Genomic DNA, 24,698 nt, shown 5'->3' on the forward strand with positions numbered 1-24,698 from the left:
ATCGCGCAGGGCGTCCTCACCGGCAAGTACAAGCCGGGTCAGCCCCTGCCCGAGGGGTCGCGCGCCACGGACGAGAAGGGCGGCGCCGACATGATCAAGCGGTTCATGCGCGACGAGGTCCTCGAGGCGGTCCAGCGTCTGCAGCCCGTTGCCGACCAGGCCGGTCTCACGCTCGCGCAGCTCGCGATCGCGTGGACCCTGCAGAACGAGAACGTCGCGAGTGCGATCGTCGGCGCCTCGCGTCCGGAGCAGGTCACCGACAACGTCAAGGCCGCCGGCGTCACGCTCGACGCCGACGCCATGCAGGCGATCGACCAGGCGCTCGGCGACATCCCGGAGCGCGACGCGTCGAAGACCGTCAGCCCGGCGTCGCGCCCCGCGTAGCCGCAACCCACCCCGGACAGCGCAGCCCACCCCGGACAGCGCAACCCACCCCGGACAGCGCAACCCACCCCGGACAGTGCAGCCCACCCCGGACAGCGCAACCAACCCCGGACAGGAGGCGCGGTGCCAGCTGGCACCGCGCCTCCAGTCCGTCGGGGTCCCGGCCCACTACACGACGTGGGCCGATCCTGTCGTCTGCAGTCCGCAAAGCGACGCCCCTCGGCGCCCAGATGAACAGCGCGTGTCGCGCATCTGGCAGCCCCCTGGGTAAACGCGTACCCCACCCAAACCACCCCGCGAAGCCCCCCGAATCGGGGGCATGACCTCGACCGATACCCCCGTTGTGGTGTCAGCCACCGGCTCGGTGCCAGCCGTGCGCTCCGGTGCGTTCCCACGTCTGCTGGCCCTCGCGCGCCAGCTCGCGACGTTCGGCACGATCGGTGCCGTCTGCTTCGTCATCGACCTCGCTGTCTACAACCTCCTCCGCGCGACCGTGATGCCCGACGGGCCCATCGCCGCGAAGATCGTCTCCGCCGTCGTCTCGACCACCGTCGCGTGGATCGGCAACCGGTTCATCACGTTCCGCGCCGAACGACAGACCGGCCGTCGGGAGACCGTACGCGAAGGGGTGCTCTTCGCGCTCACCAACCTCATCGGCCTGGGCATCGCCGCTGGCTGCCTCTTCGTCTCGCACTACCTCCTCGGGTTCACGTCCACCCTCGCCGACAACGTCGCCGGCAACGGCGTGGGTCTCGTGCTCGGCACCGCGTTCCGGTTCGCCGCGTACAAGGCCCTCGTCTTCCGTTCCACCGACGCTCGTCGCACGAAGGAGCTCGCCGAATGACCATCTTGACCACGCTGACGGTCGCCGCAGGTCCCCTGCTGCAGCCGGGGGACCAGTCCGGCACGCCGGGGAACGTGCCGAACCGGGGGACCACCGACGTGCCGACGGGAGGCTCGGGGCAGGGCCCGCAGGCCGCCTGGTCGCTGGGTGAGTGGGTCGGCTACTCGGCCCTCATCGCCATCTCCGTGCTCCTCACGCTGGTCGCGCTGTCGACCCTCTGGTGGATGCTGCACGCCTGGCGGTCGCGCGACGCGCTCAAGGCGACGAGCTTCAGCGACACCCCGCGTCCCGCGGCGCACCGGTTCACGCTCCTGGTGCCCGGTCGGCACGAGGAGGACGTGATGGGGCAGACGCTCGACATGCTCGCGACGCAGGACCACCCCGACTTCGAGATCATCGCGATCGTCGGCGAGGACGACCCGGGCACCGACCGCGTCGTGCGCGAGGCGGCTGCCCGGCACCCCGGCCTCATCAAGGTCGTGGTCGACGACACGCTGCCGAAGAACAAGCCGAAGGCGATGAACCTCGCGCTGCAGTACGCGACCGGCGACGTCGTCGGGGTGTTCGACGCTGAGGACGAGGTCTACCCGCGGCTGCTGTCGCTGGTGGACTCGCGCTTCCAGGAGACCGGGGCCGACGTCGTGCAGGGCGGCGTGCAGCTGATGAACTTCAAGTCGAGCTGGTGGTCGCTGCGGAACGTCCTGGAGTACTACTTCTGGTTCCGCTCCCGCCTGCACTTCCACGCCGAGTCGAAGTTCATCCCGCTCGGCGGCAACACCGTCTTCGTGACGAAGAAGCGCCTCGACTGGTCGAACGGCTGGGACGCGCACTGCCTCGCCGAGGACTGCGAGCTCGGCGTCCGGCTGTCCGCGGACGGCGCCAAGGTCGTCGTCGCGTACAGCCCCGAGGCCGTCACCCGCGAGGAGACCCCTCCGACGTTCGCGTCCCTGCTCAAGCAGCGCACGCGGTGGAACCAGGGCTTCCTGCAGGTCCTCGAGAAGGGGGAGTGGAAGCAGCTTCCGTCGCTGAAGCAGCGCTTCTTCGCCCGGTACCTGCTGACGATGCCGTTCATCCAGGCGGCCACCGGCCTCCTCATCCCGCTCAGCGTCGTGATGATCCTGTTCGTGAAGGTTCCGACCGCGATCGCCCTGATCTCGTTCATCCCGCTCGCGCCGACGCTCATGCTGCTCGCAGTGGAGATCGCCGGGCTCGGCGAGTTCGGTCGGATCTACCAGGAGAAGGTCCGCGTCCGCGACTACGTGAAGCTCGTCCTCGGCCTGGTGCCGTACCAGGTGTTCCTCGCCGCGGCGGCCGTCCGTGCCGTCGTCCGGCACGCCCGCAAGCAGAACGGCTGGGAGAAGACGGAGCACACCGGGCAGCACCGCACCGCGGCGCAGCAGCCCGAGGTCGTGGGATTCCCGTCCGCCGTGACCAACCCCGAGCCGGCACTGGCCGGCGCCGGCACCACCTCCAGCGCCCGTGAGACCACGACCGCCCGTGAGACGACCACCGCCGGAGGCCCCCGATGACCGCCAGCATGACGAACACGACCGGCATCCCGATCCGCGGTGCCCGCCCCGCCACCGGCGTCCGCGCCTGGTTCCAGGTGCACGCGAGGAGCCTGGCGTGGGTCCTGCCCGTCGTCGCGATCGCGGCGCTCGTGCAGGCCTGGAACATGGGCGGCACCCCGCAGCGCATCGACGACGAGGGCACGTACACCGCGCAGGCGTGGGCGATCACGCACCTCGGCGAGCTCACCCACTACACGTACTGGTACGACCACCCGCCGCTCGGTTGGATCCAGATCGCCGGCTACACCTCGCTGACCGGGGCGTTCGCGCGCTACCCCTTCGCCGTCGAGGCAGCCCGCGAGGCCATGGTGTTCTTCGCCGCCGTCTCGGCCGTCCTGGTGTTCGTCCTCGGTCGCCGGCTCGGGATGTCCCGTCCGGCCAGCGCCGTCGCCGTGCTGGTGTTCGGGCTGTCGCCGCTCGCGCTGCAGTACCACCGCACCGTCTACATCGACAACGTCGCGACGCCGTGGCTCCTCGCCGCGTTCGTCCTCGTGCTCAGCCGCCGGCAGCAGCTCGCCGGCTTCGTCGGGGCCGCGGCGTGCCTGGGGATCGCCGTGCTCAGCAAGGAGACGTACCTGCTGGCGCTGCCGTTCCTCATCTGGATGGCGGTCCGCCGGGCCGACCCGAGCACCCGTCGGTACACGCTGAGCGTCGCCGGGGCGGTCCTCGCCGTGATCGGTGGCGGGTACATCCTGCTCGCCGCGGTGAAGGGCGAGCTCCTGCCGAGTGCCGGCAAGGTCAGCCTGCTCGAGGGCATCACCTACCAGCTCGGCAGCCGGCAGGCCAGTGGGTCGCTCTTCACCGGCGGCAGCCTGGCGAACGAGGCGGCGGCCCAGTGGTGGGCGCTCGACCCGGTCTTCATCGTGCTCGGTTCCGCGGCGGCCGTCGTGGGGCTGTTCCTGCGCCGGGTCCGGCCGATCGCCGCGATGCTCGTCTTCCTGCTCCTGTTCATGTTCCGGCCGAACGGGTACCTGCCGGTGCCGTACGTCATCGTGCTCGTGCCCCTGGGGGCCATCCTCGTGGCGTTCGTCGCCGAGCGGGCCGTGCTCGCCGTGACCGGCCGGACCGCGTTCCGTGCCCGGAACCGCGTCCGCGGGGCGTCGCGTCGGGTGCTCGGCGGGACGTGGGCGCTCGTCACCGCCGCCGCGCTCGTGGCCGCCGTGCCGCTGTGGGGCTCGCAGCTCCGCGGGTTCCTCGTGACCGACCTCGACCAGCCGATGGCGCAGGCGCAGAACTGGATCGGCGACAACGTCGACAAGCGCTCCCGGATGCTCGTCGACGACGCCATGTGGGTCGACCTCGTGAACGACGGCTTCGCCCGCGACAACGTGGTCTGGTACTACAAGCTCGACACCGACGGAGCCGTCGAGCGCCAGTCGCCGAACGGTTGGAAGGACTCCGACTACGTCGTGACGACCGACTCGATGCGGACCGGCGGGAACTCGTCGTCGGACGTCCGTCAGGCGATCGAGAACTCCACGGTCGTCGCGTCCTTCGGCACCGGCGACCAGCAGGTCGACGTCCGGCAGATCAACTCCGAGGGGCAGACGGCCGCGCGACAGGCCATCGACCGGGCGGCGGACCAGCGGAAGACGCTCGGCACGCAGCTCGCCGACAACCCGGCGCTCGAGGCGGACGCCGGCACACGGTCGCAGTTCCGCGCCGGGCAGGTGGACTCGCGGGCGATGATCGCGCTCGGGCAGGTCCTCGCCGACCGCTCGGTCCGCGTCGACCGGTTCACCCCGCTCACCGGCGAGGACGGCCAGACGTTCCGCCGCCTCGTGGTGCACACGTCGAGCGCCGAGGCCGCGACGCGCACCGAGGCCACCCTCGACGCCGTGTCCAGCGCGCTCCGACCGGCTTCGGTCGAGCGTGACGGCACCACCCTGACGGTCGTCTTCCCGACGACCGACCCGACGACCACCGCGCTGGACTCGTGAGCCGCTCGACCACGGGCGAGCGTCCCGCAGCACGCCGCACCAGTACCGCACCGACCCGAAGGAGCAGCACCATGACCGCATCTGCACGCACCTCCACACGCCACACCTCGCGACGTCGCACCGCCGCCGTCGGCGCCCTCGGCGCAGCGCTCGTCGCCGCCACCGTCGGCCTCGCCGCCCCGCAGTCCGCGAGCGCCGCGACCGACGACGGGTGGCTCCGCGTCGGGCACCTGTCCCCGGACACGAAGAGCGTCGACGTCGAGCTGTCGAGCCTGTCCGGCGGCAAGACGATCTTCGAGCTCGACGACGTCACGTACGGCCAGGTGAGCAAGTACACCGAGCTCGCCGCCGGCACCTACGTCCTGTCGATGCGCGCCTCCGACGCCCCCGACTCGACGCCGGTGGTTTCCACCGACGTCACGGTGCAGGGCGGCGACGCGAGCACCGTCGTCGCGTACGGCAAGAACACGGACCTCAAGACCGCGGCGTACACCGACGACCTCCAGCAGCCGGGTGACGGCAAGTCGAAGCTCCGGCTCGTGCAGGCCGCGACCACCGCGAAGAAGGTGGACGTGTCGACGTCGGACGGCACCGCGATCGCCTCGGACGCCGCGTTCGGCACCGCGACGAAGTACGCCACGGTCGGGTCCGGCAAGTGGGACCTCGACATCTCCGGTGGCGGGCAGCAGGGAAGCGCCCAGGTCGACCTTGCCGGCAACACCGTCTCCACGCTCTTCGTGCTCGACGACAGCAAGGGCGACCTGACGATCGTCCCCGTCACCGACGCGGCCGCCACGGCGGCGACGCCCACGGGTGGCGTCCAGACGGGAGGCGGCGGCACCGCCGCCGACCGCGCCGACACCGACTCGCTCCACGCGGCCATCCGGTCGATCCGCGCGCTCTTCTCCTGATCCGGACGTCCGTCCCCTGGTCCGGACTGGAGGCGCGGTTCACCGCAGCCGATCCGCTCACGTGATCCGCGCCTCCAGTCCGGAGCCCCTCCCACCAGCAGAAAGCAGGCCAGCATGACCCGCAGGAACTGGATCCCCATCACCGCCGTGGCGGTGGCCGCGGTCCTGGTCGCCGGCGGCATCGCCGTCGCGGCCGTGCACCCGTGGTCGGCCTCCGCCCCGGACGCCGGTGGCGCGTCGACGCCCACGTCGACCACCGCGCCGGACGGCACGCGTTCCGCCGCGCAGCTGCGCACCGACTTCCTCGACCGCTACGTCCGCGACGGCCGGGTCGTCCGCACCGACCAGGGCGGCGACACCGTCAGCGAGGGACAGGCCTACGGGCTCCTCATCGCGTACGCCGCCGGCGACCGGGAGCGCTTCGGCGAGATCTGGTCGTGGACGAAGCGGCACATGCTCACGGACGACTCGCTGCTGGCGTGGCGCTGGACGACGGACGGCGGGGTCGCCGACGAGCAGCCCGCCAGCGACGCCGACCTCGACGCGGCACGGGCGCTGGTGCTCGCCGGGTCGGCCTGGGGCGACGACCGCTACACGACGGCTGGCAAGACGATGGCCGCGGCGGTACTCGACCACGAGACCGCGACGACGGACCTCGGGCGGATCCTGCTGCCCGGACCGTGGGCCGACTCGGAGCCGTACCGCTACGACTCCTCGTACGCGTCGCCTGCCGCGTTCCGGGTGCTCGCGAAGGCCACCGGCGACGAGCGGTGGACGGAGCTCGAACGGGGCTCCAGCGCGGTGACCGCCGCGGTCCTCGACGAGACCGACCTGCCCAGCGACTGGTCGCAGGTGCACGCCGACGGCAGCGTCGACCCGATGTCCGCCACCGGCGGCGACGGCCGCGTGCTGTACGGCTACGACGCGATGCGGATGCCGCTCCGGTACGCCGAGGCGTGCAGCGCCTCGGACCGGACGCTCGCGGCGTCGATCGCTCCGACGCTCCGTCGGACGACGCAGCTCGCGGCGCAGCTCGACCTCGGCGGGACCGCCGTCACCGGGGACCGCAGTGCCCTGGCCTACACGGCTCGTGCGGCGGCGGAGCACGCGGCCGGTTCGACCGGCGCGGCGACGAAGGACCTGGAGCGCGCAGACCGCACCGCGGCGACGACCCCGACGTACTACGGCGACGCGTGGGCGGCGCTCGGTACGACGATGCTGACGTCGGACGTGCTCGGCGGTTGCGCGTCCGCGGCGGGAGGCGCGTCGTGAGCGGCGGGCTCGGCCGCGGTCGGCGCCGGGCGGGCCCCGAGTCTCGGTCTGCGCGTCGGATCGCGGGCTCCGCGCCGCGAGGGACGTCGCTCAGGGCGAGACTCGGGCGGCGGTGGGTCGTGATCGCGGCGGGGGCGGCGGTGCTCGTCGCCGGGGGTGCGGTCAGCGCGGTCGCCGTCGCGGCCGGGAACGGGGACGCGCGGAGTGTCTCCAGCGGGCCGAGCAGCTCGCGACCGTCGGACTCTGGGTCGACCGCGGCCGACCGCGACATCGCGGGGTTCCAGGACCCGGCGGCACCCGCGCCGGCGTCGGACGCCACGCCGACCCGCGTGACCATCCCCGCGATCGGGGTCTCGTCCTCGCTCGAAGACCTCCACCGCGGAGCCGCCGGTGAACTCGACCCGCCGAAGGGGTGGGACGACGCCGGCTGGTTCAGCGACGGCATCGTGCCGGGGCAGGTCGGCCCCGCCGTCATCGCCGGGCACGTCGACAGCCCCACCGCCGCAGCCGTGTTCTTCCGGCTCGACGAACTCGTCCCCGGCGACGAGATCCACGTCGCCATGTCCGACGGCACCACCCGCACCTTCACGGTGGACCGGTCGGAGCGGGCCGCGAAGTCGGCGTTCCCCACGAGCGACGTCTACGGCACCGCACCCACACCGCAACTCCGGCTGATCACCTGCGACGGCACGTTCGACACCGCCACCGGGCACTACACGGACAATCTGATCGTGTTCGCAGAGCTCTCGGCGGAGTGACGCAGCCGACGACCGATATCTTCGATGTCAAGCGCAAGGAGCACCATGAGCACGACCCTGGTCATCATCCCGACCTACGACGAAGCGGAGAACGTCCGCCCCATCGTCGAGCGCACCCTCGCCGCCACCGACAACAGCGTCCACGTGCTCGTCGTGGACGACAACTCCCCGGACGGCACCGGCGACATCGCCGACCAGATCGCCCGTGAGACCGGTCGGGTCCACGTCATGCACCGCACCGTCAAGGACGGCCTGGGCGGCGCCTACCTCGCCGGGTTCGCCTGGGGCCTCGAGCAGGGCTACGACAAGCTCGTCGAGATGGACGCGGACGGCTCGCACCACCCGGAGTACCTGCCGTGGATGCTCGAGCTCGCCGACACGAACGACCTCGTCCTCGGGTCCCGCTGGATCAAGGGCGGCGAGGTGGAGAACTGGCCCTGGTACCGCGAGATGCTCTCCCGCGGCGGCAACCTCTACACGCGCCTGGCGCTCGGGATCGCCGTGCGGGACGCCACCGGCGGCTTCCGCGTCTTCACGTCACGGGCGTTCGAGCGCATCGACCTGGCCGGCGTCGCCTCGAAGGGGTACTGCTTCCAGGTGGACCTGTGCTGGCGCGCCCTCGAGGCCGGGCTGCGCGTCGTCGAGACCCCGATCACCTTCACTGAGCGGGAGTTCGGTGTCTCCAAGATGAGCGGGAACATCGTGCGCGAGAGCCTCGCCCTCGTGACGAAGTGGGGCATCGACCGGCGTCTGCGCGAAGCGCGCTCGGTCGTGAAGGACCACCGTCGGCTGCCGTCGGTGCGCGCGAACGCGCACGCGGTGTCCGACCACGCGGCCTGAGGGCTGCCACCGGGCCGTCATCGGACTGGAGGCGCGTGGCGGTCCCGCCACGCGCCTCCCGTCCGTCTGCGGGACGACCACACCGCCAGAGCGACAGATCTCGTCTGCCGGCGGCCGTCGCCCACGCGGAAGCGACAGATCGCCGCGGGAGTTCCGCGGCGATCTGTCGCTTTCGCGTGGCTGCCCGGCGGGCCGGCCAGCTGCTGCCCGGCTTGCGCCGGCTCAGCGCAGGACGACCACCCCGCGGCCGGTGAACCGGACGCAGTCGGTCGCGACGTCGGCCTCGCCGAAGCGGTAGAGCTCCTCGCCCGTGGCGCCCGGTACCGGCACCTCGGCGTCGTCGTCGAGGAAGTTCACGACGACGTGCACCGGGGTCGCATCCGGTCCGAGCAGGCCCCGTGTCAGCACGAGCCAACGCCGGTCCTCGCTGAAGCGGACCGCGTTCGCCTCGTAGCGCGGGTCGACGAACGCCTGGTCGGTGCGCCGGAGCGCGATGAGCACACGGTAGGCCCGGAGGATCGCCGCACCCCGCTCCGAGTCGACGTCGGCCCAGTCGAGCTTCGAGTTCGTGAACGTCGTCGGGTCCTGCGGGTCCGGCACCGCGGACTCGTCCCAGCCGTGCTCGGCGAACTCCGCGATGCGTCCCGTCGCCGTGGCCTCGCCGAGTTCCGGCTCCGGGTGCGAGGTGAAGAACTGCCACGGCGTCGTCGCGGCGAACTCCTCGCCCATGAACAGCATCGGCGTGAACGGTCCGAGCAACGTCAGCGCCGCGGCGATCACGAGCCCCTCGTCGGTCAGGCTCGCCGCGAGCCGATCGCCCGCCGCACGGTTGCCGATCTGGTCGTGGTTCTGGTTCCCCACGACCAGGGCCGTCGCGGGGGAGGTCCCTCGGTCGATCGGCCGGCCGTGCCGCTGCTTCCGGAACGACGACCAGGTGCCGTCGTGGAAGAACCCGTGCTGCAGGACCTTCGCGAGTGCGGAGAGCGGCGCGAAGTCGCCGTAGTAGCCGTTCGTCTCGCCGGTCAGTGCGACGTGCACCGCGTGGTGGAAGTCGTCGGACCACTGCCCGGCAAGACCGTAGCCCGCGGCTTCCTGCGGACGGAACATGATCGGGTCGTTCAGGTCCGACTCCGCGATGAGCGACAGCGGCTTGCCGACGAACGCCGAGAACGCGTCGGTCTCGGACGCCATCGCCTGCAGCACGTGCGGGCGGGTGGTGTCGCGGATCGCGTGGACGGCGTCGAGCCGGAGCCCGTCGACGTGGTGGTCACGGAACCACATGCGCACGTTGTCGAGCACGTACCGACGGACCTCGGGGTGCTCGACGTTGACGGAGTCGCCCCACGTGTTGCCGAGTCCCTGCAGCAGGTACGGGCCGTACAGCGGCAGGTAGTTGCCGCTCGGTCCGAGGTGGTTGTAGACGACGTCCTGGATGACGCCGAGCCCGAGCGCGTGTGCACGGTCGACGAACCGGTCGTAGGCGTCCGGCCCGCCGTACGGGGCGTGCACGGCGAACCAGCCGACGCCGTCGTAGCCCCAGTTCCACTCGCCGTTCACGGCGTTCACCGGGAGCAGCTCGACGAACTCCACGCCGAGCTCGACCAGGTGGTCGAGCTTCGCGGCGGCGGCGTCGAGGGTGCCCTCGGGCGTGTAGGTGCCGATGTGCATCTCGTAGATGACGCCACCGCGCGCCGGACGGCCGGTCCAGGCCTCGTCGGTCCACGAGAACCGTGCCGGGTCGACGACCTCGGACGGGCCGTGCACGCCTTCGGGCTGGAACCGGCTGCGCGGGTCGGGCCGCACGGCGTCGTCGTCGTCGATGCGGAACCCGTAGCGCGCACCGACGTGGGGGAGGACCGCGTCGGTCGTCCACCAGTCGTCGGCGCCGCGGGTCAGCGGGTACTCGGTGCCGTCGACGACGAGGCGCACCCGCTCGGGAGCGGGGGCCCAGACGCCGTAGCGGTCGGGAACGGTCATGCGTGCCCCTCCAGGATGTCGATCTCGGCTTGGGCGTCGGACTCGGGTGCGGTGGACCCGGGGGCGTCCGACCCACGGGTGTCCGTTCCGGTCGTCGGACGGGAGACGTCGGTCGTCTCGGTGCCGTGGTCGGTCGGCTCGACGACGTGCACCGGGACGAGCAGGGCCACCGGGTAGTCGGCGAGGACCTCGGACAGCGCGATGCCACGGGACGCGGGGAAGCGCCGACCGGTGAGCAGGTCGACCCGGTCGAGCGGCGCGGGGTGCACCAGGGTGTCGCCCCATCCACCGACGCGACGGAGCCCGATCGGCAGGCGCGTGGCGATGGTCACCGCGCCGCCGCGGTCGAACGCCAGCACGTGGTCCGCCGCGCTGCCCGTCGCCTCGAGCTCGAGGTAGCGCGTGAAGAGCTCCGGGTGGTCGCGTCGGACCCGCAGCGCACGGCTGGTGACGAGGAGCTTGGCCGCCCCGTCGATGCCGATCGCGGGGAGGTCCTCGGGGCCGTCGTCGTCCGGGCCGTCCAGCTCGGCGAGGACGTGCCGACGCTCGGTGTAGTCCACCGCACGCCGGTTGTCCGGGTCGACCAGGGAGCGGTCCCAGGACTCGGTGCCCTGGTAGACGTCGGGGACGCCGGGCGCGGTGAGCTGCACGAGCTTCTGTGCAAGCCCGTTCGACCACCCGGCGGCGTCGATCCGCTCGTCGAGGGCGTCGAGCACGGCGACCACGGCGGGCTCGTCGAACGCAGCGTCGACCAGCGCGTGCATGCGCCGCTCGAAGTCCTCGTCCGGCTCGGTCCACGTGGTGCTGTCCCCGGCTTCGCGCGATGCCTTCTCGGCGTAGGCGTGCAGGCGCTCCCGGCTGGCCGGGCGTGCGCCGACGATCGCCTGCCAGAGCAGGTCCGCGAACACCGCGTCCTCGAGCGGGACGAGGGACTGCAGGCGCTCGAGCGCCTGCGACCACTCGTGTCCGATCTCGGCGAGGACGGCGATGCGGGCGCGGGTGTCCTCGCTCCGCTTCGTGTCGTGCGTGGTCAGGGTCGTCATGGTGTGCGGCCAGCTGCCGAGCCGGTCGCGCTGCGCCTGGTGGAAGTCGGCCAGCGAGACCGAGAACACGCTCGGATCGCCGCCGACCTCGCTCAGGCTCGTGAGCCGCGAGGTCCGGTAGAACGCGGTGTCCTCGACGCCCTTCGCCATCACCATGCCGCTCGTCTGCTGCAGCCGGATCGCCGCGGCGTCCGTCGGGTCGACGAGTGCCGGGGCGATCCGGTCGATGACGTCGTCGAGGTCGGGCCGGGCCTCGGCCGCACGCTCGAGGGCGTCGATGAGGTGGTGTGCACCCTCGGGCAGGTACGTCCGGTAGACGTCGAACGAGGCGACGATCTCGGCCACGGCGTCGACGACCCGATCGTGCGGCAGGTCGCCGGCGACGGGGCGCAGCAGCCGGGCGAGGCGCTCGACCTCGCTGCCGAGGATCCCGTCCGCGATGCCGCGCCGGGTGTCGTGCGTCAGCTGCTGCCAGTCGGACGGCTCGGCACCCGATGCGGCGGTGAGCGTCTCCTCGCCCGCGGGGTCGACGAACACGCGGTCGAGGACCCCGAGGGCGTCGTACCCGGTCGTGCCGTCCACCGGCCAGGAGCTCGGCAGCTGCTCACCCGGCTCGAGGATCTTCTCGACGAGGGTGTAGGCGCCGCCGGTCAGGTCGGCGAGGTCCTGCAGGTACCCGGCCGGGTCGTACAGGCCGTCCGGGTGGTCGATCCGCAGGCCGTCGACGAGACCGTCGCGGAACCAGGCGCCGATCGTGGCGTGGGACGCCGCGAAGACCTCGGGCTCCTCGACGCGGATGGCCGCGAGCGTGTTCACCGCGAAGAACCGGCGGTAGTTCAGCTCGTGGTCGGCGCGCTTCCAGTGCACGAACTCGTAGTGCTGGCGGGCGTGCACGGCCTCGACCGTGTCGCCGTCGTGCATGGTGCCGGGCGCGGTCGGGTAGGCGGTGTCACCCAGGTACAGCCGGCCGTCCCGCAGCTCGACCGCGTCGAGCAGCCGGTCGTCGAGCACCGGGACGCGGAGCTTGCCGTCCCCGGCCTGCCAGTCGACGTCGAAGGCCCAGGCGACGGGGGAGCCCTGCCCGTGCTCGAGCAGGGACCACCACCACGGGTTCGCCGCCGGCGTGGCCACGCCGACGTGGTTCGGCACCACGTCGACGAGGACCCCGAGCCCGGCGTCGTGCGCGGCGTCGGCGAGGGCACGGAGCGCGTCGTCGCCGCCGCGCTCGGTGTCGACGTGCGTGTGGTCGACGACGTCGTAGCCGTGCTGCGAGCCGGGCTCGGCCTGCAGCACCGGCGACAGGTAGAGCCAGTCCGCACCGAGGTCACGCACGTAGTCGACGACGTCCTGCGCGGCCGTCAGGTCGAAGTCGGGCGTGACCTGCAGCCGGTAGGTGGAGGACGGGACGCGACGCGCGGTCACTGCTGACCGCCCGCCGTGTCCGACGGAGCAGTCGACCCCGCCGGGTTCGCCGGCGTGACGGCGTCCTGCGGGGCCGGGGTGGCCGGCCGTGCAGGGTCGGTCTCCACCGGGGTGACGGTGACCTCGTGGTCGGGCTCGGCACGGAGCACGATCATCGAGCGCGCCGGCACGTCGAGCGGCGTGCCCGCCCCGATGACCTCGTCGCGGGCGCCGGGGTTCGCGGTGTCGATCCGCACCGTCCACCCGGGGGAGTACTCCTCCGGGGGCAGGGTGAAGGTCACGACGTCGTCGTGCGCGTTGAAGTACGTGATGAACGCGACGTCGGTGACGCGCTCGCCGCGGGAGTCGCGCCCGCGGATGCCCTCGCCGTTCAGGTACATGCCGACGCTCTTGCCGAAACCGGAGTCCCAGTCCTCGGGGTCCATGGCGTCGCCCGAGGGGGTCAGCCACACCACGTCGGGCAGCGGCTCGCCCTCGCCACGGCGGACCGGGCGCCCGTTGAAGTACCGGGTGCGGCGGAACGTCGGGTGGTCGTGCCGGAGCTTGACGACGTCGGCGGTGAACTGGATGAGTTCCTCGTCGGCGGTGTCCCAGTCGATCCAGCTCAGCTCGGAGTCCTGCGCGTAGACGTTGTTGTTGCCCGACTGCGACCGGCCGAGCTCGTCACCGTGCGCGATCATCGGCACGCCCTGGCTGAGCAGCAGCGTCGCCAGGAAGTTGCGGCGGCGCTGCAGACGCAGCGCGTTCACGGCCTCGTCGTCGGTCGGCCCCTCGGCGCCGGAGTTCCACGAACGGTTGTGGCTCTCGCCGTCGTTGTTGTCCTCGCCGTTGGCCTCGTTGTGCTTCTCGTTGTAGGCGACGAGGTCGTACAGCGTGAAGCCGTCGTGCGCGGTGATGAAGTTGATGCTCGCCTTGGGGGTACGGCCGTCGTGCTCGTACAGGTCGGCCGAGCCGGAGATCCGCGACGCGAACTCGCCGAGGGTCGACGACTCGCCGCGCCAGAAGTCACGGACCGTGTCGCGGTACTTGCCGTTCCACTCCGACCACTGGGGCGGGAAGTTGCCGACCTGGTAGCCGCCGGGGCCGACGTCCCACGGCTCGGCGATGAGCTTCACCTGCGACACGATCGGGTCCTGCTGCACGAGCTCGAAGAAGGCCGACAGCCGGTCGACCTCGTAGAACTCGCGGGCCAGCGCCGAGGCGAGGTCGAAGCGGAAGCCGTCGACGTGCATCTCGGTCACCCAGTAGCGGAGCGAGTCGAGGATGAGCTGCAGCGAGTGCGGGTGCCCGACGTTGAGCGAGTTGCCGGTGCCCGTGTAGTCCATGTAGTACCGCGGGTCGTCGTCGACGAGGCGGTAGTACGCCGCGTTGTCGATGCCGCGGAACGACAGGGTCGGGCCGAGGTGGTTGCCCTCTGCCGTGTGGTTGTAGACGACGTCGAGCACGACCTCGATGCCCGCGCGGTGGAGCTCGCGGACCATCGTCTTGAACTCCTGCACCTGCTGGCCCTGGTCGCCGGACGACGAGTAGTGCGAGTGCGGTGCGAAGAACCCGATGGTGTTGTAGCCCCAGTAGTTCGACAGCCCCTTGTCCTGCAGGGTCGAGTCGTTCACGAACTGGTGCACGGGCATGAGCTCGAGCGTCGTCACGCCGAGGCGCTTGAGGTGCTCGATGACCGCCGGGTGCGCGACGCCGGCGTAGGTGCCGCGCTGCTCTTCCGGCACGTCGGGGTGCGTCTCGGTGAGGCCCTTGACGTGCGCCTCGTAGATGACCGTCTCGCCGTAGGGGGTCCGCGGTGCGCGGTCACCCTGCCAGTCGAAGAACGGGTTGATGACGACGCCCTTCATCATGTGCGAGGCGGAGTCCTCGTCGTTGGTCGAGTCGGGGTCGCCGAACGTGTACGAGAACAGCGACTGGTCCCAGTCGATGTCCCCGCTCGTCGCCTTCGCGTACGGGTCGAGCAGCAGCTTCGCGGGGTTCGCGCGGAGCCCCTTCGTCGGGTCGTAGTCCGCGTGGACGCGGAAGCCGTACTGCTGTCCGGGTCCGACGTTCGGGAGGTACGCGTGCCAGACGTAGGCATCCACCTCGAGCAGGGGGACGCAGGTCTCGTTGCCGTCGTCGTCGAAGAGACACAGTTCGACGCGCTCGGCGACCTCGCTGAAGAGCGCGAAGTTCGTGCCGCTTCCGTCGTAGGTCGCCCCGAGCGGGTACGGGTTGCCGGGCCAGGTGTGCAAACGTTCCTCCAGGTGTGGGTGGCGCCAACATATCGGCGGGGGCCGTCCGCGTCCGCAGACAAGCCCCAGCCGTGGACGGTTCCCGCGCGTCGCAGCCTGTGGAGGGACCGGCGAGTAGCCTCGCGCGCATGGCCAACATCGTGACGCAGATCGCAGACAAGGTGCGCCCCGTCGGCGTGTCCACAAACTACGGGGACCCGGTCGAGGTCGGCGACCAGACCCTCATCCCGGTGTCCATCGCCTGGTTCGGCTTCGGTGGTGGCGGGGACGGCGACGACAACGGCGGCGGCGGTGGCGGCGGGGCATCGATCCCCGTCGGCGCGTACGTCCGTCGCCCCGGCAAGGACCTCGAGTTCGAGCCGAACCTCATCTCGCTGCTCGCCGTGAGCATCCCGGTCATCTGGGTGACCGGCACCGTCCTGCGAAAGCTGGTCCGCGTCCTCAAGAAGTGACCAACTGACGGACTGGAGGCGCGGTGCCAGCTGGCACCGCGCCTCCAGTCCGTCACACGGTCGCGTCCGCGTCTACACTGGCGGAACACACACGGGAGTCCGGGACCGCCGGGCTGAGAGGGAGCGAGTGGCGCTCCGACCGTCGAACCTGATCCGGATCATGCCGGCGCAGGGAGGAGTCCAGGACCATGTCCGTACGCACGTCACCAGCAGTACCGTCCACCCACGTCACGCGATCACTCCGCTGGCGGGTCGTCGACATCGTCGTCGCCAGCGTCCTCGCGGTCGCCATCGGGGTCGTCTTCAAGGTGTGGGAGTTCGGCTACGAGCCGCTCAGCGCCGCGATGACACTCGTCCTACCCGGCACGCAGGCGTTCTTCGGCGGCGTCTGGCTGCTCGCCGGACCCGTCGTCGCGATCATCGTCCGGAAGCCCGGCGCGGCGCTCTACGCCGAGATGGTCGCCGCCTCGGTCGAGGCGCTCCTCGGCACCCAGTGGGGGTGGCTCACGCTCGAGGCCGGACTCGTCCAGGGCCTCGGCGCCGAACTCGTCCTCGCGCTGTTCCTGTACCGCGTGTACCGGCTGCCGGTCGTCGTCCTCGCCGGGGCCGCTGCCGGTCTCGCGATGGGCCTCAACGACACCGTGCTCTGGTACCCCGGGTACGACGCGGGCTTCAAGGCCGCGTACATCGTGGCCGGCGTCGTCGGCGGAGCGGTCATCGCCGGGCTCGGCTCGTGGCTCCTCGTCCGCGCGCTCGCCGCGACCGGTGTGCTGTCGTCGTTCGCCGCCGGCCGTGAACACTCCAGGCGCGGGACCCGCGCCGTCGCGTGACCACGGTGTCCGGGGCCGAGGGTCCCGCGCGCATCGCCTTCCACGACTGGGGTTGGCGGTACGCCGGACGTGACGCGTGGGCGGTCCGCGGCGTCGACCTGACCGTCGAACCGGGGGAACGCGTCGCGATCGTCGGACCCTCGGGAGCGGGCAAGTCCACGCTCCTCCGTGCCGTCGCCGCCGTGCTGCCCGACGAGCCGGACGACACCGACGACACCGCCGCGTCCGTGCAGGGCTCGGTCCTGGTCGACGGTGCCGACCCCCGCGCGGCCCGCGGGCGCGTCGGCCTCGTGATGCAGGACCCCGAGGCCCACACGGTGATGTCGCGGGTCGGCGACGACGTCGCGTTCGGGTGCGAGAACGCGGGGGTCCCGCCGGAGGAGATCTGGGAGCGGGTCCGGACGGCGCTCGACGTCGTGGGGCTCGACCTGGCGCTCGACCGGTCCACCACGAAGCTGTCCGGCGGGCAGCGGCAGCGGCTGGCACTCGCCGGCGTGCTGGCGATGCGGCCCGGGGCGCTCGTGCTGGACGAACCGTGCGCCAACCTCGATCCGTCGGGGGTGTCGCAGGTGCACGATGCCGTCCATGCGCTGCTCGACGAGACCGGGTGCTCGTTGCTCGTGGTCGAGCACCGGATCGGCACGTGGCTCGATCTGGTTGACCGGCTCGTGCTGCTCGAGCCCGCCGGGGGAGTCGTCGCCGACGGTCCGCCCGCCGAGGTGCTCGCCCGGCACGGTGCGGCCCTGACGGCGGCCGGCGTGTGGGTGCCGGGGTCGGAGCCCGCGCGTGGTTCGGCACGGGGGCACGCCCGTCGCGGACGAGCGGGCGAAATGCCGGGGTCGGGCGACGGGGCGACCGGGGGAGTTCGCCCGCTCGGTTCGGCGGGGCCGTCCGTGGGTGACGTGGCGCGCGCCCGTCGCGGACGAGCGGGCGAAATGCCGGGGTCGGGCGCGGAGGGCACCACGGGAGTTCGCCCGCTCGGTTCGGAGGGGCCGTCCGTGGGTGATGTGGCGCCCGCCCGTCTCGGACGAGCGGGCGAAATGCCGGGGTCGGGCGACGGGGCGACCGTGGGAGTTCGCCCGCTCGGCTCGGCGGGGCCGTCCCTGGGTGACGTGCCGCACGCCCGTCGCGGACGAGCGGGCGAAATGCCGGGGTCGGGCGCGGAGAGCACCACGGGAGTTCGCCCGCTCGGCGGTGCGGGCGACGGCGCGGTGCTGCTCGCGGCGACGGGGCTCGGGACGGCACGGGGGAAGCGGCAGCGCGTGGGGAGCGGGATCGACCTCGAGGTCCGGGCCGGCCGGGTGCTCGCCGTGACGGGGCCGAACGGTGTCGGCAAGTCGACGCTCGGCCTGACGCTGGCCGGGCTCCTCCGCCCCGTCGACGGGTCACTGCGTGCCACTCCGACCCTGGCCGACGGCATCGGAGACGTCCCGGTCGCGTGGACCAGCCGCCAGTTGGCCGCGCGCATCGGCACCGTGTTCCAGGACCCCGAGCACCAGTTCGTCGCCCGCACCGTCCGCGAGGAACTCGCCGTCGGCCCGACGGCCCTCGGCCACCCCGACGACGAGGTCGCCGCGCGGGTCGAGGAGCTGCTCGCGACGTTCGGGCTCGCGCACCTGGCGGACGCCAACCCCTTCACCCTGTCCGGCGGCGAGCAGCGTCGACTCGCGATCGGGACCGTCGTCGCCGCTGCGCCGCCGGTCGTCGTGCTCGACGAACCGACCTCCGGGCAGGACCGCGCCACCTGGCAGGCCGTGGTCGACCGGCTCGGCACGCTCGCCGACGCCGGCACCGCGATCGTGGCGATCACGCACGACCAGGACCTCGTGCGGGCGCTCGACGCCGACGAGGTCGTCCTCAGCGAGACGGGTGCCGAGCCCGTGCTCCGCACGCCGGCCGAGCCGGGGGTGGAACGGTGACCGCCCCGGGGACGTCGGCCGACCTGCCGGGGCGATCCGCGCCTCCAGGCCCGACCGTCGGAACCGTCCCGACGACGCGCGGTGTGCAGCCGGTCGCGTCGCTCCTCGGCGTGATGGCGCTCGGGGTGTGCCTCGTCCTGAGTCTCGACGTGGTGTCGGCAGCCGTCGCCCTCGCCCTGGAGGTCCTTCTCCTGCCGCTCCTGCGGATCCCGCCGCGCACCCTGCTCCTGCGGACGTCACCCGTGCTCGTGGCGGTGCCGCTGACGGCGGTGAGCATCGCGTTGTACGGGCGACCTTCCGGGCGGGAGTGGTTCGACTTCGGCTTCGCGCACGTCACCGACGGGTCGTTGGAACTCGCGCTGGCGACGGCGCTGCGTGTGCTCGCCGTCGGGATCCCGGCCGTCGCGCTGTTCGTCCGGGTGGACCCGACGGACCTGGCCGACGGGCTCGCGCAACTGCTGCGGCTGCCCGCGCGGTTCGTGCTGGGCGCGCTGGCGGCGCTCCGGATGGTGACGCTGCTCGGAGACGACTGGCGGCAGCTCGGCATGGCGCGGCGGGCCCGGGGAGTGGCGGACACCGGGCGACTGCGGCGGGGGGCCTCGATGGCGTTCGCGCTGCTCGTGCTGGCGCTGCGGCGGGCGACGACGCTGGCGGTGGCGATGGAGTCGCGGGGGTTCGGGGCTCCCGGCAGGCGCACGTGGGCGCGGACCGCACGGTTCGCGGGGCCGGAGTGGGCGATGGTCGCGGTGCTCGTCGGCATCGGGCTGGTGTCGATCGGGGTCGCGGTGGTCGCGGGGACGTGGCGTGCCTGATCGGCTCGGCCCCGGGCGCGAGCCCTCGGACGCCGCCGAACCCCCCGCCGCCGCCGAAGCGCTCGCCGCCGGGACGCTCGCCGCCGGGGCGCTCGCCGCCGAAGCCCCCGCCGCCGAGGCCCTCGCCGCCGCCGCTGCCGGTGCTGCCGCTGCGCGCGGGGACCGGCGCCTCGTCGTCCTAGTCGACGGGCGCTCCGGCACGGGCAAGACCACCCTCGGGAACGCCGTCGCCGAGCGGCTCGGCGCGCAGATCGTGCACCTCGACGACGTCTACCCCGGCTGGGACGGCCTACGCGCCGCCGCCGAGGCCGTGGTGACCGACGTGCTCGGGGCCCCGAGCGGCTACCGACGGTGGGACTGGGATGCAGGAGGCCCGACCGACTGGGTCCCGCTCGACCCCGACGCCCCGATCGTGGTCGAGGGGTGCGGGGCGCTGTCGCGGGCTTCGGCGGCCTCCGCGTCGCTCCGGGTGTGGCTCGAGGCCGACGACGACACGCGGTGGCAGCGGGCGATCGGCCGCGACGGCGAGGTGTTCGCACGGGAGTGGGAGCGCTGGGCGGCGCAGGAGTCGGCGTTCATCGCTGCCGAGGCGCCTGCGGCCCTGGCCGACGTGGTGCTGCGGACGTAGGGCGACGGGCGCGGCCGCGCTGCGGGGCTCGCGCCCCCGAGCCCCGCGCGCCCGAGTTTCGCGCCCAGCGACACTTCTCGGGCTCTGGCACGCGTGAACTGTCGCTCAGGCCGAAACTCGGGCCGCCGCCGGGTCCGCCGCGCCGCCCGCACCCGCCGGGTCCGCAGCGTCCGGCGCGTCCGCCCCCGCCCGCCGCGCGTCCGCCACCGGGTCCACCGCGAACACCGCCGCCACGATCGAGAGCACCGCGTACACGCCGAGGTACGCGCACAGGATCCACGGCGAACCCCCGCCGACCTCGACGAACACGGCCGCCAGCAGCGGCGTGAGCCCGACGGAGAAGATCGACCCGATCTGGTACCCGAGCGACATCCCCGAGTACCGCCGGCCGGTCGGGAACTGCTCCGCGAACCACGCCGCCTGCGGCCCGTAGATGCTGTCGTGGAACACGCACATCCCGACGAGCGCCACGAGCGGCAGCAGCACGAGCGGCCCGGCGTCGAGGAACGCGAAGAACGGCCAGATGAGCACGGCGATCCCGACCGCCGACCAGATGGTGAGCACCCGCCGCCCGACCCGGTCGGACAGCCAACCCCAGAACGGCGTCGACACGAGCGAGACCGCGGAGATGACGAGGACGGCCTGCAGCCCGGCCGCCGACCCCTCCTCGCCGCGCTTCGCGAGCAGGTACGTCAGCGAGTACGTCGTCAGGATCGAGTACAGCGCCGGCTGCACGAGCCGCAGCCCCGCGGTCACGAGGATCGACCGGGGGTGCTGCCGGATCGCCTGCCACACCGGGAACCGTTCGACCCCACCCGAGGCGCGGAGCTCCTGGAACACCGGCGCGTCCTGCACGCCGAGACGGATCACGAGACCGACCGCCACGATGACGGCCGAGAACAGGAACGGCAGCCGCCAGCCCCACGCCAGGAACGCCTCGGTGCCGAGCAGCCCCCGCACGAGCGTGAACACCCCGGTCGCGAGCAGCATCCCACCCGCCGACCCCATCTGCGTGAACGCCCCGAAGAGCCCGCGGTGCCGTGCCGGAGCGTGCTCGACGGACAGCAACGCCGACCCGCCCCACTCCGCGCCGGCCGCCACGCCCTGCAGCAGCCGCAGGAACACGAGCGCGACGACGGCGCCGACGCCGATGGTCGCCGCGGACGGGATCACCCCGATCAGCGTCGACGCGATCCCCATCAGCACGAGCGACGCCACGAGCAGCTTCTTCCGCCCGATCCGGTCGCCCAGGTGGCCGGCGATGACGCCGCCGAGCGGCCGTGCCACGAAGCCGACCCCGTAGGTCGCGAACGACGCGATGACGCCGACGGCCGGCGTCACGGACGGGAAGAACGTGGGTGCGAACACCAGCGCCGACGCCGTCGCGTACAGGTAGAAGTCGTAGTACTCGACGGTCGTCCCGACGAAGGACGCCAGGGCGACACGACGACGGGTCGCGTTGGTGGACGGTGCGACGGGACGGCCTGGAGGCGCGGCTGCAGTGGTCGGGATCGGCATGCCTCAGGAGCATGGTCGGCTCCGGCGTCCCGCGGAACACCCCGCGTAACGCGGTGTCACGTCGCTGCCGTTCCCGGGGGTCGCGCGGGGAACATGGAGCCCATGAGCGATCGACCGAACCGTCCGCTGCGCTTCGCGGCCTTCGTCATGAACACGACGTCGCACATCCAGCACGGCCTCTGGCGGCACCCCGACGCCCGCCAGGCGGACTTCGACGACGTGACGCTCTGGACAGACCTGGCGAAGACGCTCGAGCGCGGCAAGTTCGACGCGATGTTCTTCGCCGACGTCGTGGGCACGTACGGCCCGGCGCGCGGCGACTACTCGACGAACCTCCGCGAGGGGCTGCAGATCCCCTCGAACGACCCGTCCGTGCTGCTCTCCGCGCTCGCCGTGTCGACCGAGCACCTCGGGCTCGCCTTCACGTCGAGCGTCATCCAGTCGCACCCGTTCGACTTCGCCCGCAAGGTGTCCACCCTCGACCACATCACCCGGGGCCGGATCGGCTGGAACGTCGTCACGAGCGCGCTCGACAGCGCCGCCCGGAACTTCGGCCAGGACCGGCTCGAGGAGCACGACGAGCGCTACGTCTGGGCCGAGGAGTACCTCGAGGTCTGCGCGAAGCTCTGGGAGGGCTCGTGGGAGGACGGCGCCGTCCTGAAGGACCCCGTCGTCGGGTACGCGGACCCCGCGAAGGTGCACCGCATCGACCACCACGGCAAGCGGTACGACGTGCAGGGCCCGCACCTGTCCGCGCCCTCCCCGCAGCGGACGCCGGTGCTGTTCCAGGCCGGGTCCTCGCCGGCCGGCCGAGCCTTCGCCGCGAGGAACGCCGAGGCGCAGTTCATCCTGACGTCGAACCGCGACGCCACGGAGCAGCTCATCCGCGAGACCCGCGACCTCGCCCAGGCAGCCGGGCGTCGGCGGGAGGACATCGCGTTCTTCCTCGGGCTGACCTTCGTCACCGGCTCCACCGAGGCCGAGGTGAAGGCGAAGGAGGCGGAGATCGACGAGCACCTCGCGGCGGACGGCTTCCTCGTGCACTCCAACCTCGGCTTCGACCCCGACACCGGCGAACCGCTCGACCCGGACACCCCGCTGTCCGAGGTCCGGACCCACGCCGGGCAGTCGCACCTGCAGTGGCTCCGCGAGGCCGCCGGCGACCGCGAACCGACCATCGCCGACCTGGCTCGCCTGTCCGCGAAGCTCCGCGCCCGTGTGGTCGGGACGCCGGAGCAGATCGCCGACGAGCTCGCCGACTGGCAGCGCGTCGGGGTCGACGGCGTCAACGTCATCAACTGGACGCTGCCCGGCTCCTACGAGGAGTTCGTCGACCACATCGCGCCGACCCTGCAGGAGCGCGGCCTGATGCAGTCCGAGTACCGGGAGGGCACGCTGCGCGAGAAGCTCTTCGGCCACGCCCAACTGCCGGACTCGCACCCTGCGCGGCGCTGGCGCGGGGCGTTCTCCGGTGGCGCGAGCGGTGTCGCGGACGCGCCACGTGCCGTGGAGGTGACCGCATGACGGACGCCACCACGACCGAGGGACGGATGACGGGCCTCCCGGCCGACCGCCTGGCCACGTTGCGGGCGCGCTTCGCACCGGTGTTCGCGACCATCCGCGAGGGCGCGGTCGACCGCGAGCTGGCGTCCGGGACGCCCGGCGACCGGGCGCTGCCGCACGCCGAGGTACGCGCGCTCGCCGACGCCGGGTTCGGACGCCTGCGTGTGCCCGAGGACCGCGGCGGGTTCGGTGTCAGCCTGGTCGAACTCGCGCACCTGGTGGCGGACCTGGCGGCGGCGGACTCGAACATCGCGCACCTGTGGCGGGGGCACTTCGGGTACACCGAACTCGTGCTGCTCCGGCCGTCCTCGGCCTCCCGCGACGAGTGGCTCGAACGCATCGTCGACGGAGCGATCATCGGGAACGCGACGTCCGAGCGGACCGGCACGACGCTCGCCGACATCTCGACGACGGTGACGCCGTCCGGGCCGGACTCGTTCCGGCTCGACGGCACGAAGTACTACTCGACCGGCACGCTCTACGCCGACTGGATCTACCTGGCCGCCGACCGCGACGGCGAGCGCGTGACGTTCGCCGTCGACGCCACGGCACCGGGCGTCACCGGTATCGACGACTGGGACGGCTTCGGGCAGCGGTTGACCGCGTCCGGCACGACGGTGTTCGACGGGGTCGCGGTCGACGCGTCCGCGGTCTCGGCGTACCGGGATGCCCCGCTGTCGCACATCCAGGCCTTCTACCAGCTGTACCTGCTGGCGGTCCTCGCGGGGATCGGGCAGGCCGTCGTCGACGACGCCGTGGCCTTCGTCCGGCCGCGGACCCGCACCTACATCCACGCGAACGCGCAACGTCCCGGCGACGACCCGCAGGTGCTGGCGGTCCTCGGACGGCTGTCCGCGGGGGCGTTCACCGCGCGGTCGCTCGTCATCGCGGCGGCGGGGCTGCTCGACGAGGTCGTCGCCACGAACGAGCCAGGGGTCGGCGTCTACCACGCGCTGCTGGACACCGCCGAGAACGCGGTCTACCAGGCGCAGGTCGAGATCGGGCCGCGGGTGCTCCGGGCGGCGTCCGAGTTGTTCGAGGTCGGGGGAGCGTCTGCCGCCGACCGCACGCGTGCGCTCGACCGGCACTGGCGGAACGCGCGGGTGGTGGCGTCGCACAACCCTGCCGTGTACAAGGAGCGGCTCGTGGGGGAGTACGTGGTGCACGGGCGGGGGCCGGTGGACGCGTGGGAGAAGTACCACGAGGTGGGGCCGACGCGGTTCTGAGGGGGGCGCCGCCGACGCGGTTCTGAGCGACGCCTTCCGCTACGCCCAGCCGAGTTCGTGCAACCGTTCGTCGTCGATCCCGTAGAAGTGCCCGATCTCGTGCACGAGGGTGGTGTGCACCTCGTCCTTGAGCTCGTCGAGGGTGTCGCACTCGGCGAGGTGCTGCTTCCGGAACACCACGATGCGGTCCGGCAGCTCGCCGAAGCCGTACTGGCCGCGCTCGGTCGCCGCGATGCCGTCGTACACGCCGAACAGGTCGGAACCGTCCTCGGGTTCGTCCTCGACGACGAACACCACGTTGTCGAGGCCGTCGACCATCTCGTCGGGGAGCAGGTCGAGTTCGTCGGTCACGAGCTGCTCGAAGTCGTCGAGGGACATCTCCATCACGGGCTCGATGCTCCCATACCGGCCTGATCGACCGGGGAACGACAACGGCCCCGATCCGAGGACCGGGGCCGTTGCCTGACTGGGGTGAATAACGGGTCTCGAACCCGCGACCTCCTAGACCACAACCAGGCGCTCTACCAACTGAGCTATATCCACCATGTGCGAAC

Annotated in this window: 20 protein-coding genes, 1 tRNA gene and 1 riboswitch; of the genes, 15 read left to right on the forward strand and 6 right to left on the reverse strand. The window is 72.3% G+C overall.

The window, feature by feature from the left end:
- From BIU96_RS16305 to BIU96_RS16340, 8 genes are all read left to right on the forward strand, one after another.
- Positions 1-384 (forward strand): aldo/keto reductase (locus tag BIU96_RS16305; protein WP_139200120.1); only part of this gene is annotated, 384 nt, incomplete at its 5' end.
- Positions 385-730: 346 nt separating this feature from the next.
- Positions 731-1,228, forward strand: a complete 498-nt coding sequence (locus tag BIU96_RS16310) for a GtrA family protein (protein WP_254786205.1) — start codon at positions 731-733, stop codon at positions 1,226-1,228.
- On the forward strand, positions 1,225-2,757 hold the full coding sequence (locus tag BIU96_RS16315; protein WP_071293675.1) for a glycosyltransferase family 2 protein: 1,533 nt from the start codon (positions 1,225-1,227) through the stop codon (positions 2,755-2,757). Before BIU96_RS16310 ends, BIU96_RS16315 begins: the two co-directional genes overlap by 4 nt.
- Positions 2,758-2,765: 8 nt before the next feature.
- Positions 2,766-4,739, forward strand: coding sequence for a glycosyltransferase family 39 protein (locus BIU96_RS16320; protein ID WP_175477590.1), 1,974 nt, complete (start codon positions 2,766-2,768; stop codon positions 4,737-4,739).
- Between the two features lie 71 nt (positions 4,740-4,810).
- Positions 4,811-5,650, forward strand: a complete 840-nt coding sequence (locus tag BIU96_RS16325; RefSeq protein ID WP_071293677.1) for a DUF4397 domain-containing protein — start codon at positions 4,811-4,813, stop codon at positions 5,648-5,650.
- A gap of 114 nt (positions 5,651-5,764) precedes the next feature.
- The gene (locus tag BIU96_RS16330) at positions 5,765-6,922 is read left to right on the forward strand and encodes a glycosyl hydrolase family 8 (RefSeq protein ID WP_071293678.1); all 1,158 of its coding nucleotides are present in this window, start codon (positions 5,765-5,767) and stop codon (positions 6,920-6,922) included.
- A 119-nt stretch (positions 6,923-7,041) separates the two neighbouring features.
- Positions 7,042-7,680 (forward strand): class F sortase, encoded by a 639-nt coding sequence (locus BIU96_RS16335; RefSeq protein WP_071293679.1) that lies wholly within the window; start codon positions 7,042-7,044, stop codon positions 7,678-7,680.
- Positions 7,681-7,725: 45 nt separating this feature from the next.
- Positions 7,726-8,520, forward strand: coding sequence for a polyprenol monophosphomannose synthase (locus BIU96_RS16340; RefSeq protein WP_071293680.1), 795 nt, complete (start codon positions 7,726-7,728; stop codon positions 8,518-8,520).
- 222 nt (positions 8,521-8,742) lie between these two features.
- Here BIU96_RS16340 and treZ read toward each other — a convergent pair whose 3' ends face one another.
- Genes treZ through glgX form a run of 3 tightly spaced genes read right to left on the reverse strand, consistent with a single transcriptional unit; the run spans position 8,743 to position 15,196 of the window.
- Positions 8,743-10,497, reverse strand: a complete 1,755-nt coding sequence (treZ, locus tag BIU96_RS16345; protein ID WP_071293681.1) for a malto-oligosyltrehalose trehalohydrolase — start codon at positions 10,495-10,497, stop codon at positions 8,743-8,745.
- Positions 10,494-12,962: a malto-oligosyltrehalose synthase gene (gene treY / locus BIU96_RS16350; RefSeq protein ID WP_071293682.1), complete on the reverse strand. Its 2,469-nt coding sequence runs from the start codon at positions 12,960-12,962 to the stop codon at positions 10,494-10,496. Before treY ends, treZ begins: the two co-directional genes overlap by 4 nt.
- Positions 12,959-15,196 (reverse strand): glycogen debranching protein GlgX, encoded by a 2,238-nt coding sequence (gene glgX, locus BIU96_RS16355; protein ID WP_071293683.1) that lies wholly within the window; start codon positions 15,194-15,196, stop codon positions 12,959-12,961. The genes treY and glgX overlap by 4 nt, the downstream gene beginning before the upstream one ends.
- Before the next feature lie 128 nt (positions 15,197-15,324).
- Between glgX and BIU96_RS16360 the strand changes: the two genes are divergently transcribed.
- The 5 genes from BIU96_RS16360 to BIU96_RS16380 all read left to right on the forward strand — a co-directional run bounded on the left by BIU96_RS16360 (position 15,325) and on the right by BIU96_RS16380 (position 19,837).
- Positions 15,325-15,648 (forward strand): hypothetical protein, encoded by a 324-nt coding sequence (locus tag BIU96_RS16360; protein ID WP_071293684.1) that lies wholly within the window; start codon positions 15,325-15,327, stop codon positions 15,646-15,648.
- Positions 15,649-15,730: 82 nt separating this feature from the next.
- Positions 15,731-15,840, forward strand: a riboswitch (TPP riboswitch).
- A complete protein-coding gene (locus BIU96_RS16365; RefSeq protein ID WP_071293685.1) occupies positions 15,837-16,478 on the forward strand; it encodes an ECF transporter S component in 642 nt (213 codons plus the stop codon). It overlaps the preceding riboswitch by 4 nt.
- Positions 16,475-18,397 carry an ATP-binding cassette domain-containing protein gene (locus BIU96_RS20330; RefSeq protein ID WP_071293686.1) on the forward strand — a complete coding sequence of 641 codons (1,923 nt, stop codon included), beginning with the start codon at positions 16,475-16,477 and terminating at the stop codon, positions 18,395-18,397. The genes BIU96_RS16365 and BIU96_RS20330 overlap by 4 nt, the downstream gene beginning before the upstream one ends.
- Positions 18,394-19,209, forward strand: a complete 816-nt coding sequence (locus BIU96_RS16375; RefSeq protein WP_254786206.1) for an energy-coupling factor transporter transmembrane protein EcfT — start codon at positions 18,394-18,396, stop codon at positions 19,207-19,209. The genes BIU96_RS20330 and BIU96_RS16375 overlap by 4 nt, the downstream gene beginning before the upstream one ends.
- A complete protein-coding gene (locus tag BIU96_RS16380; RefSeq protein ID WP_083403013.1) occupies positions 19,202-19,837 on the forward strand; it encodes a hypothetical protein in 636 nt (211 codons plus the stop codon). The genes BIU96_RS16375 and BIU96_RS16380 overlap by 8 nt, the downstream gene beginning before the upstream one ends.
- Before the next feature lie 105 nt (positions 19,838-19,942).
- Here BIU96_RS16380 and BIU96_RS16385 read toward each other — a convergent pair whose 3' ends face one another.
- A complete protein-coding gene (locus BIU96_RS16385) occupies positions 19,943-21,355 on the reverse strand; it encodes an MFS transporter (RefSeq protein ID WP_071293688.1) in 1,413 nt (470 codons plus the stop codon).
- Between the two features lie 102 nt (positions 21,356-21,457).
- Between BIU96_RS16385 and BIU96_RS16390 the strand changes: the two genes are divergently transcribed.
- Both BIU96_RS16390 and BIU96_RS16395 read left to right on the forward strand, forming a co-directional pair.
- Positions 21,458-22,879: an LLM class flavin-dependent oxidoreductase gene (locus BIU96_RS16390; protein ID WP_071293689.1), complete on the forward strand. Its 1,422-nt coding sequence runs from the start codon at positions 21,458-21,460 to the stop codon at positions 22,877-22,879.
- Entirely contained in the window at positions 22,876-24,144 is a 1,269-nt protein-coding gene (locus tag BIU96_RS16395) for an acyl-CoA dehydrogenase family protein (RefSeq protein WP_071293690.1), read from the forward strand. Before BIU96_RS16390 ends, BIU96_RS16395 begins: the two co-directional genes overlap by 4 nt.
- 39 nt (positions 24,145-24,183) lie before the next feature.
- Here BIU96_RS16395 and BIU96_RS16400 read toward each other — a convergent pair whose 3' ends face one another.
- Positions 24,184-24,528, reverse strand: a complete 345-nt coding sequence (locus tag BIU96_RS16400) for a metallopeptidase family protein (RefSeq protein WP_071293691.1) — start codon at positions 24,526-24,528, stop codon at positions 24,184-24,186.
- Between the two features lie 83 nt (positions 24,529-24,611).
- Positions 24,612-24,687: transfer RNA gene (locus BIU96_RS16405), tRNA-His, on the reverse strand.
- Positions 24,688-24,698 lie beyond the last annotated feature (11 nt).

The organism is Curtobacterium sp. MCBA15_008, from assembly GCF_001865065.1.
Classification (GTDB): Bacteria; Actinomycetota; Actinomycetes; order Actinomycetales; family Microbacteriaceae; genus Curtobacterium.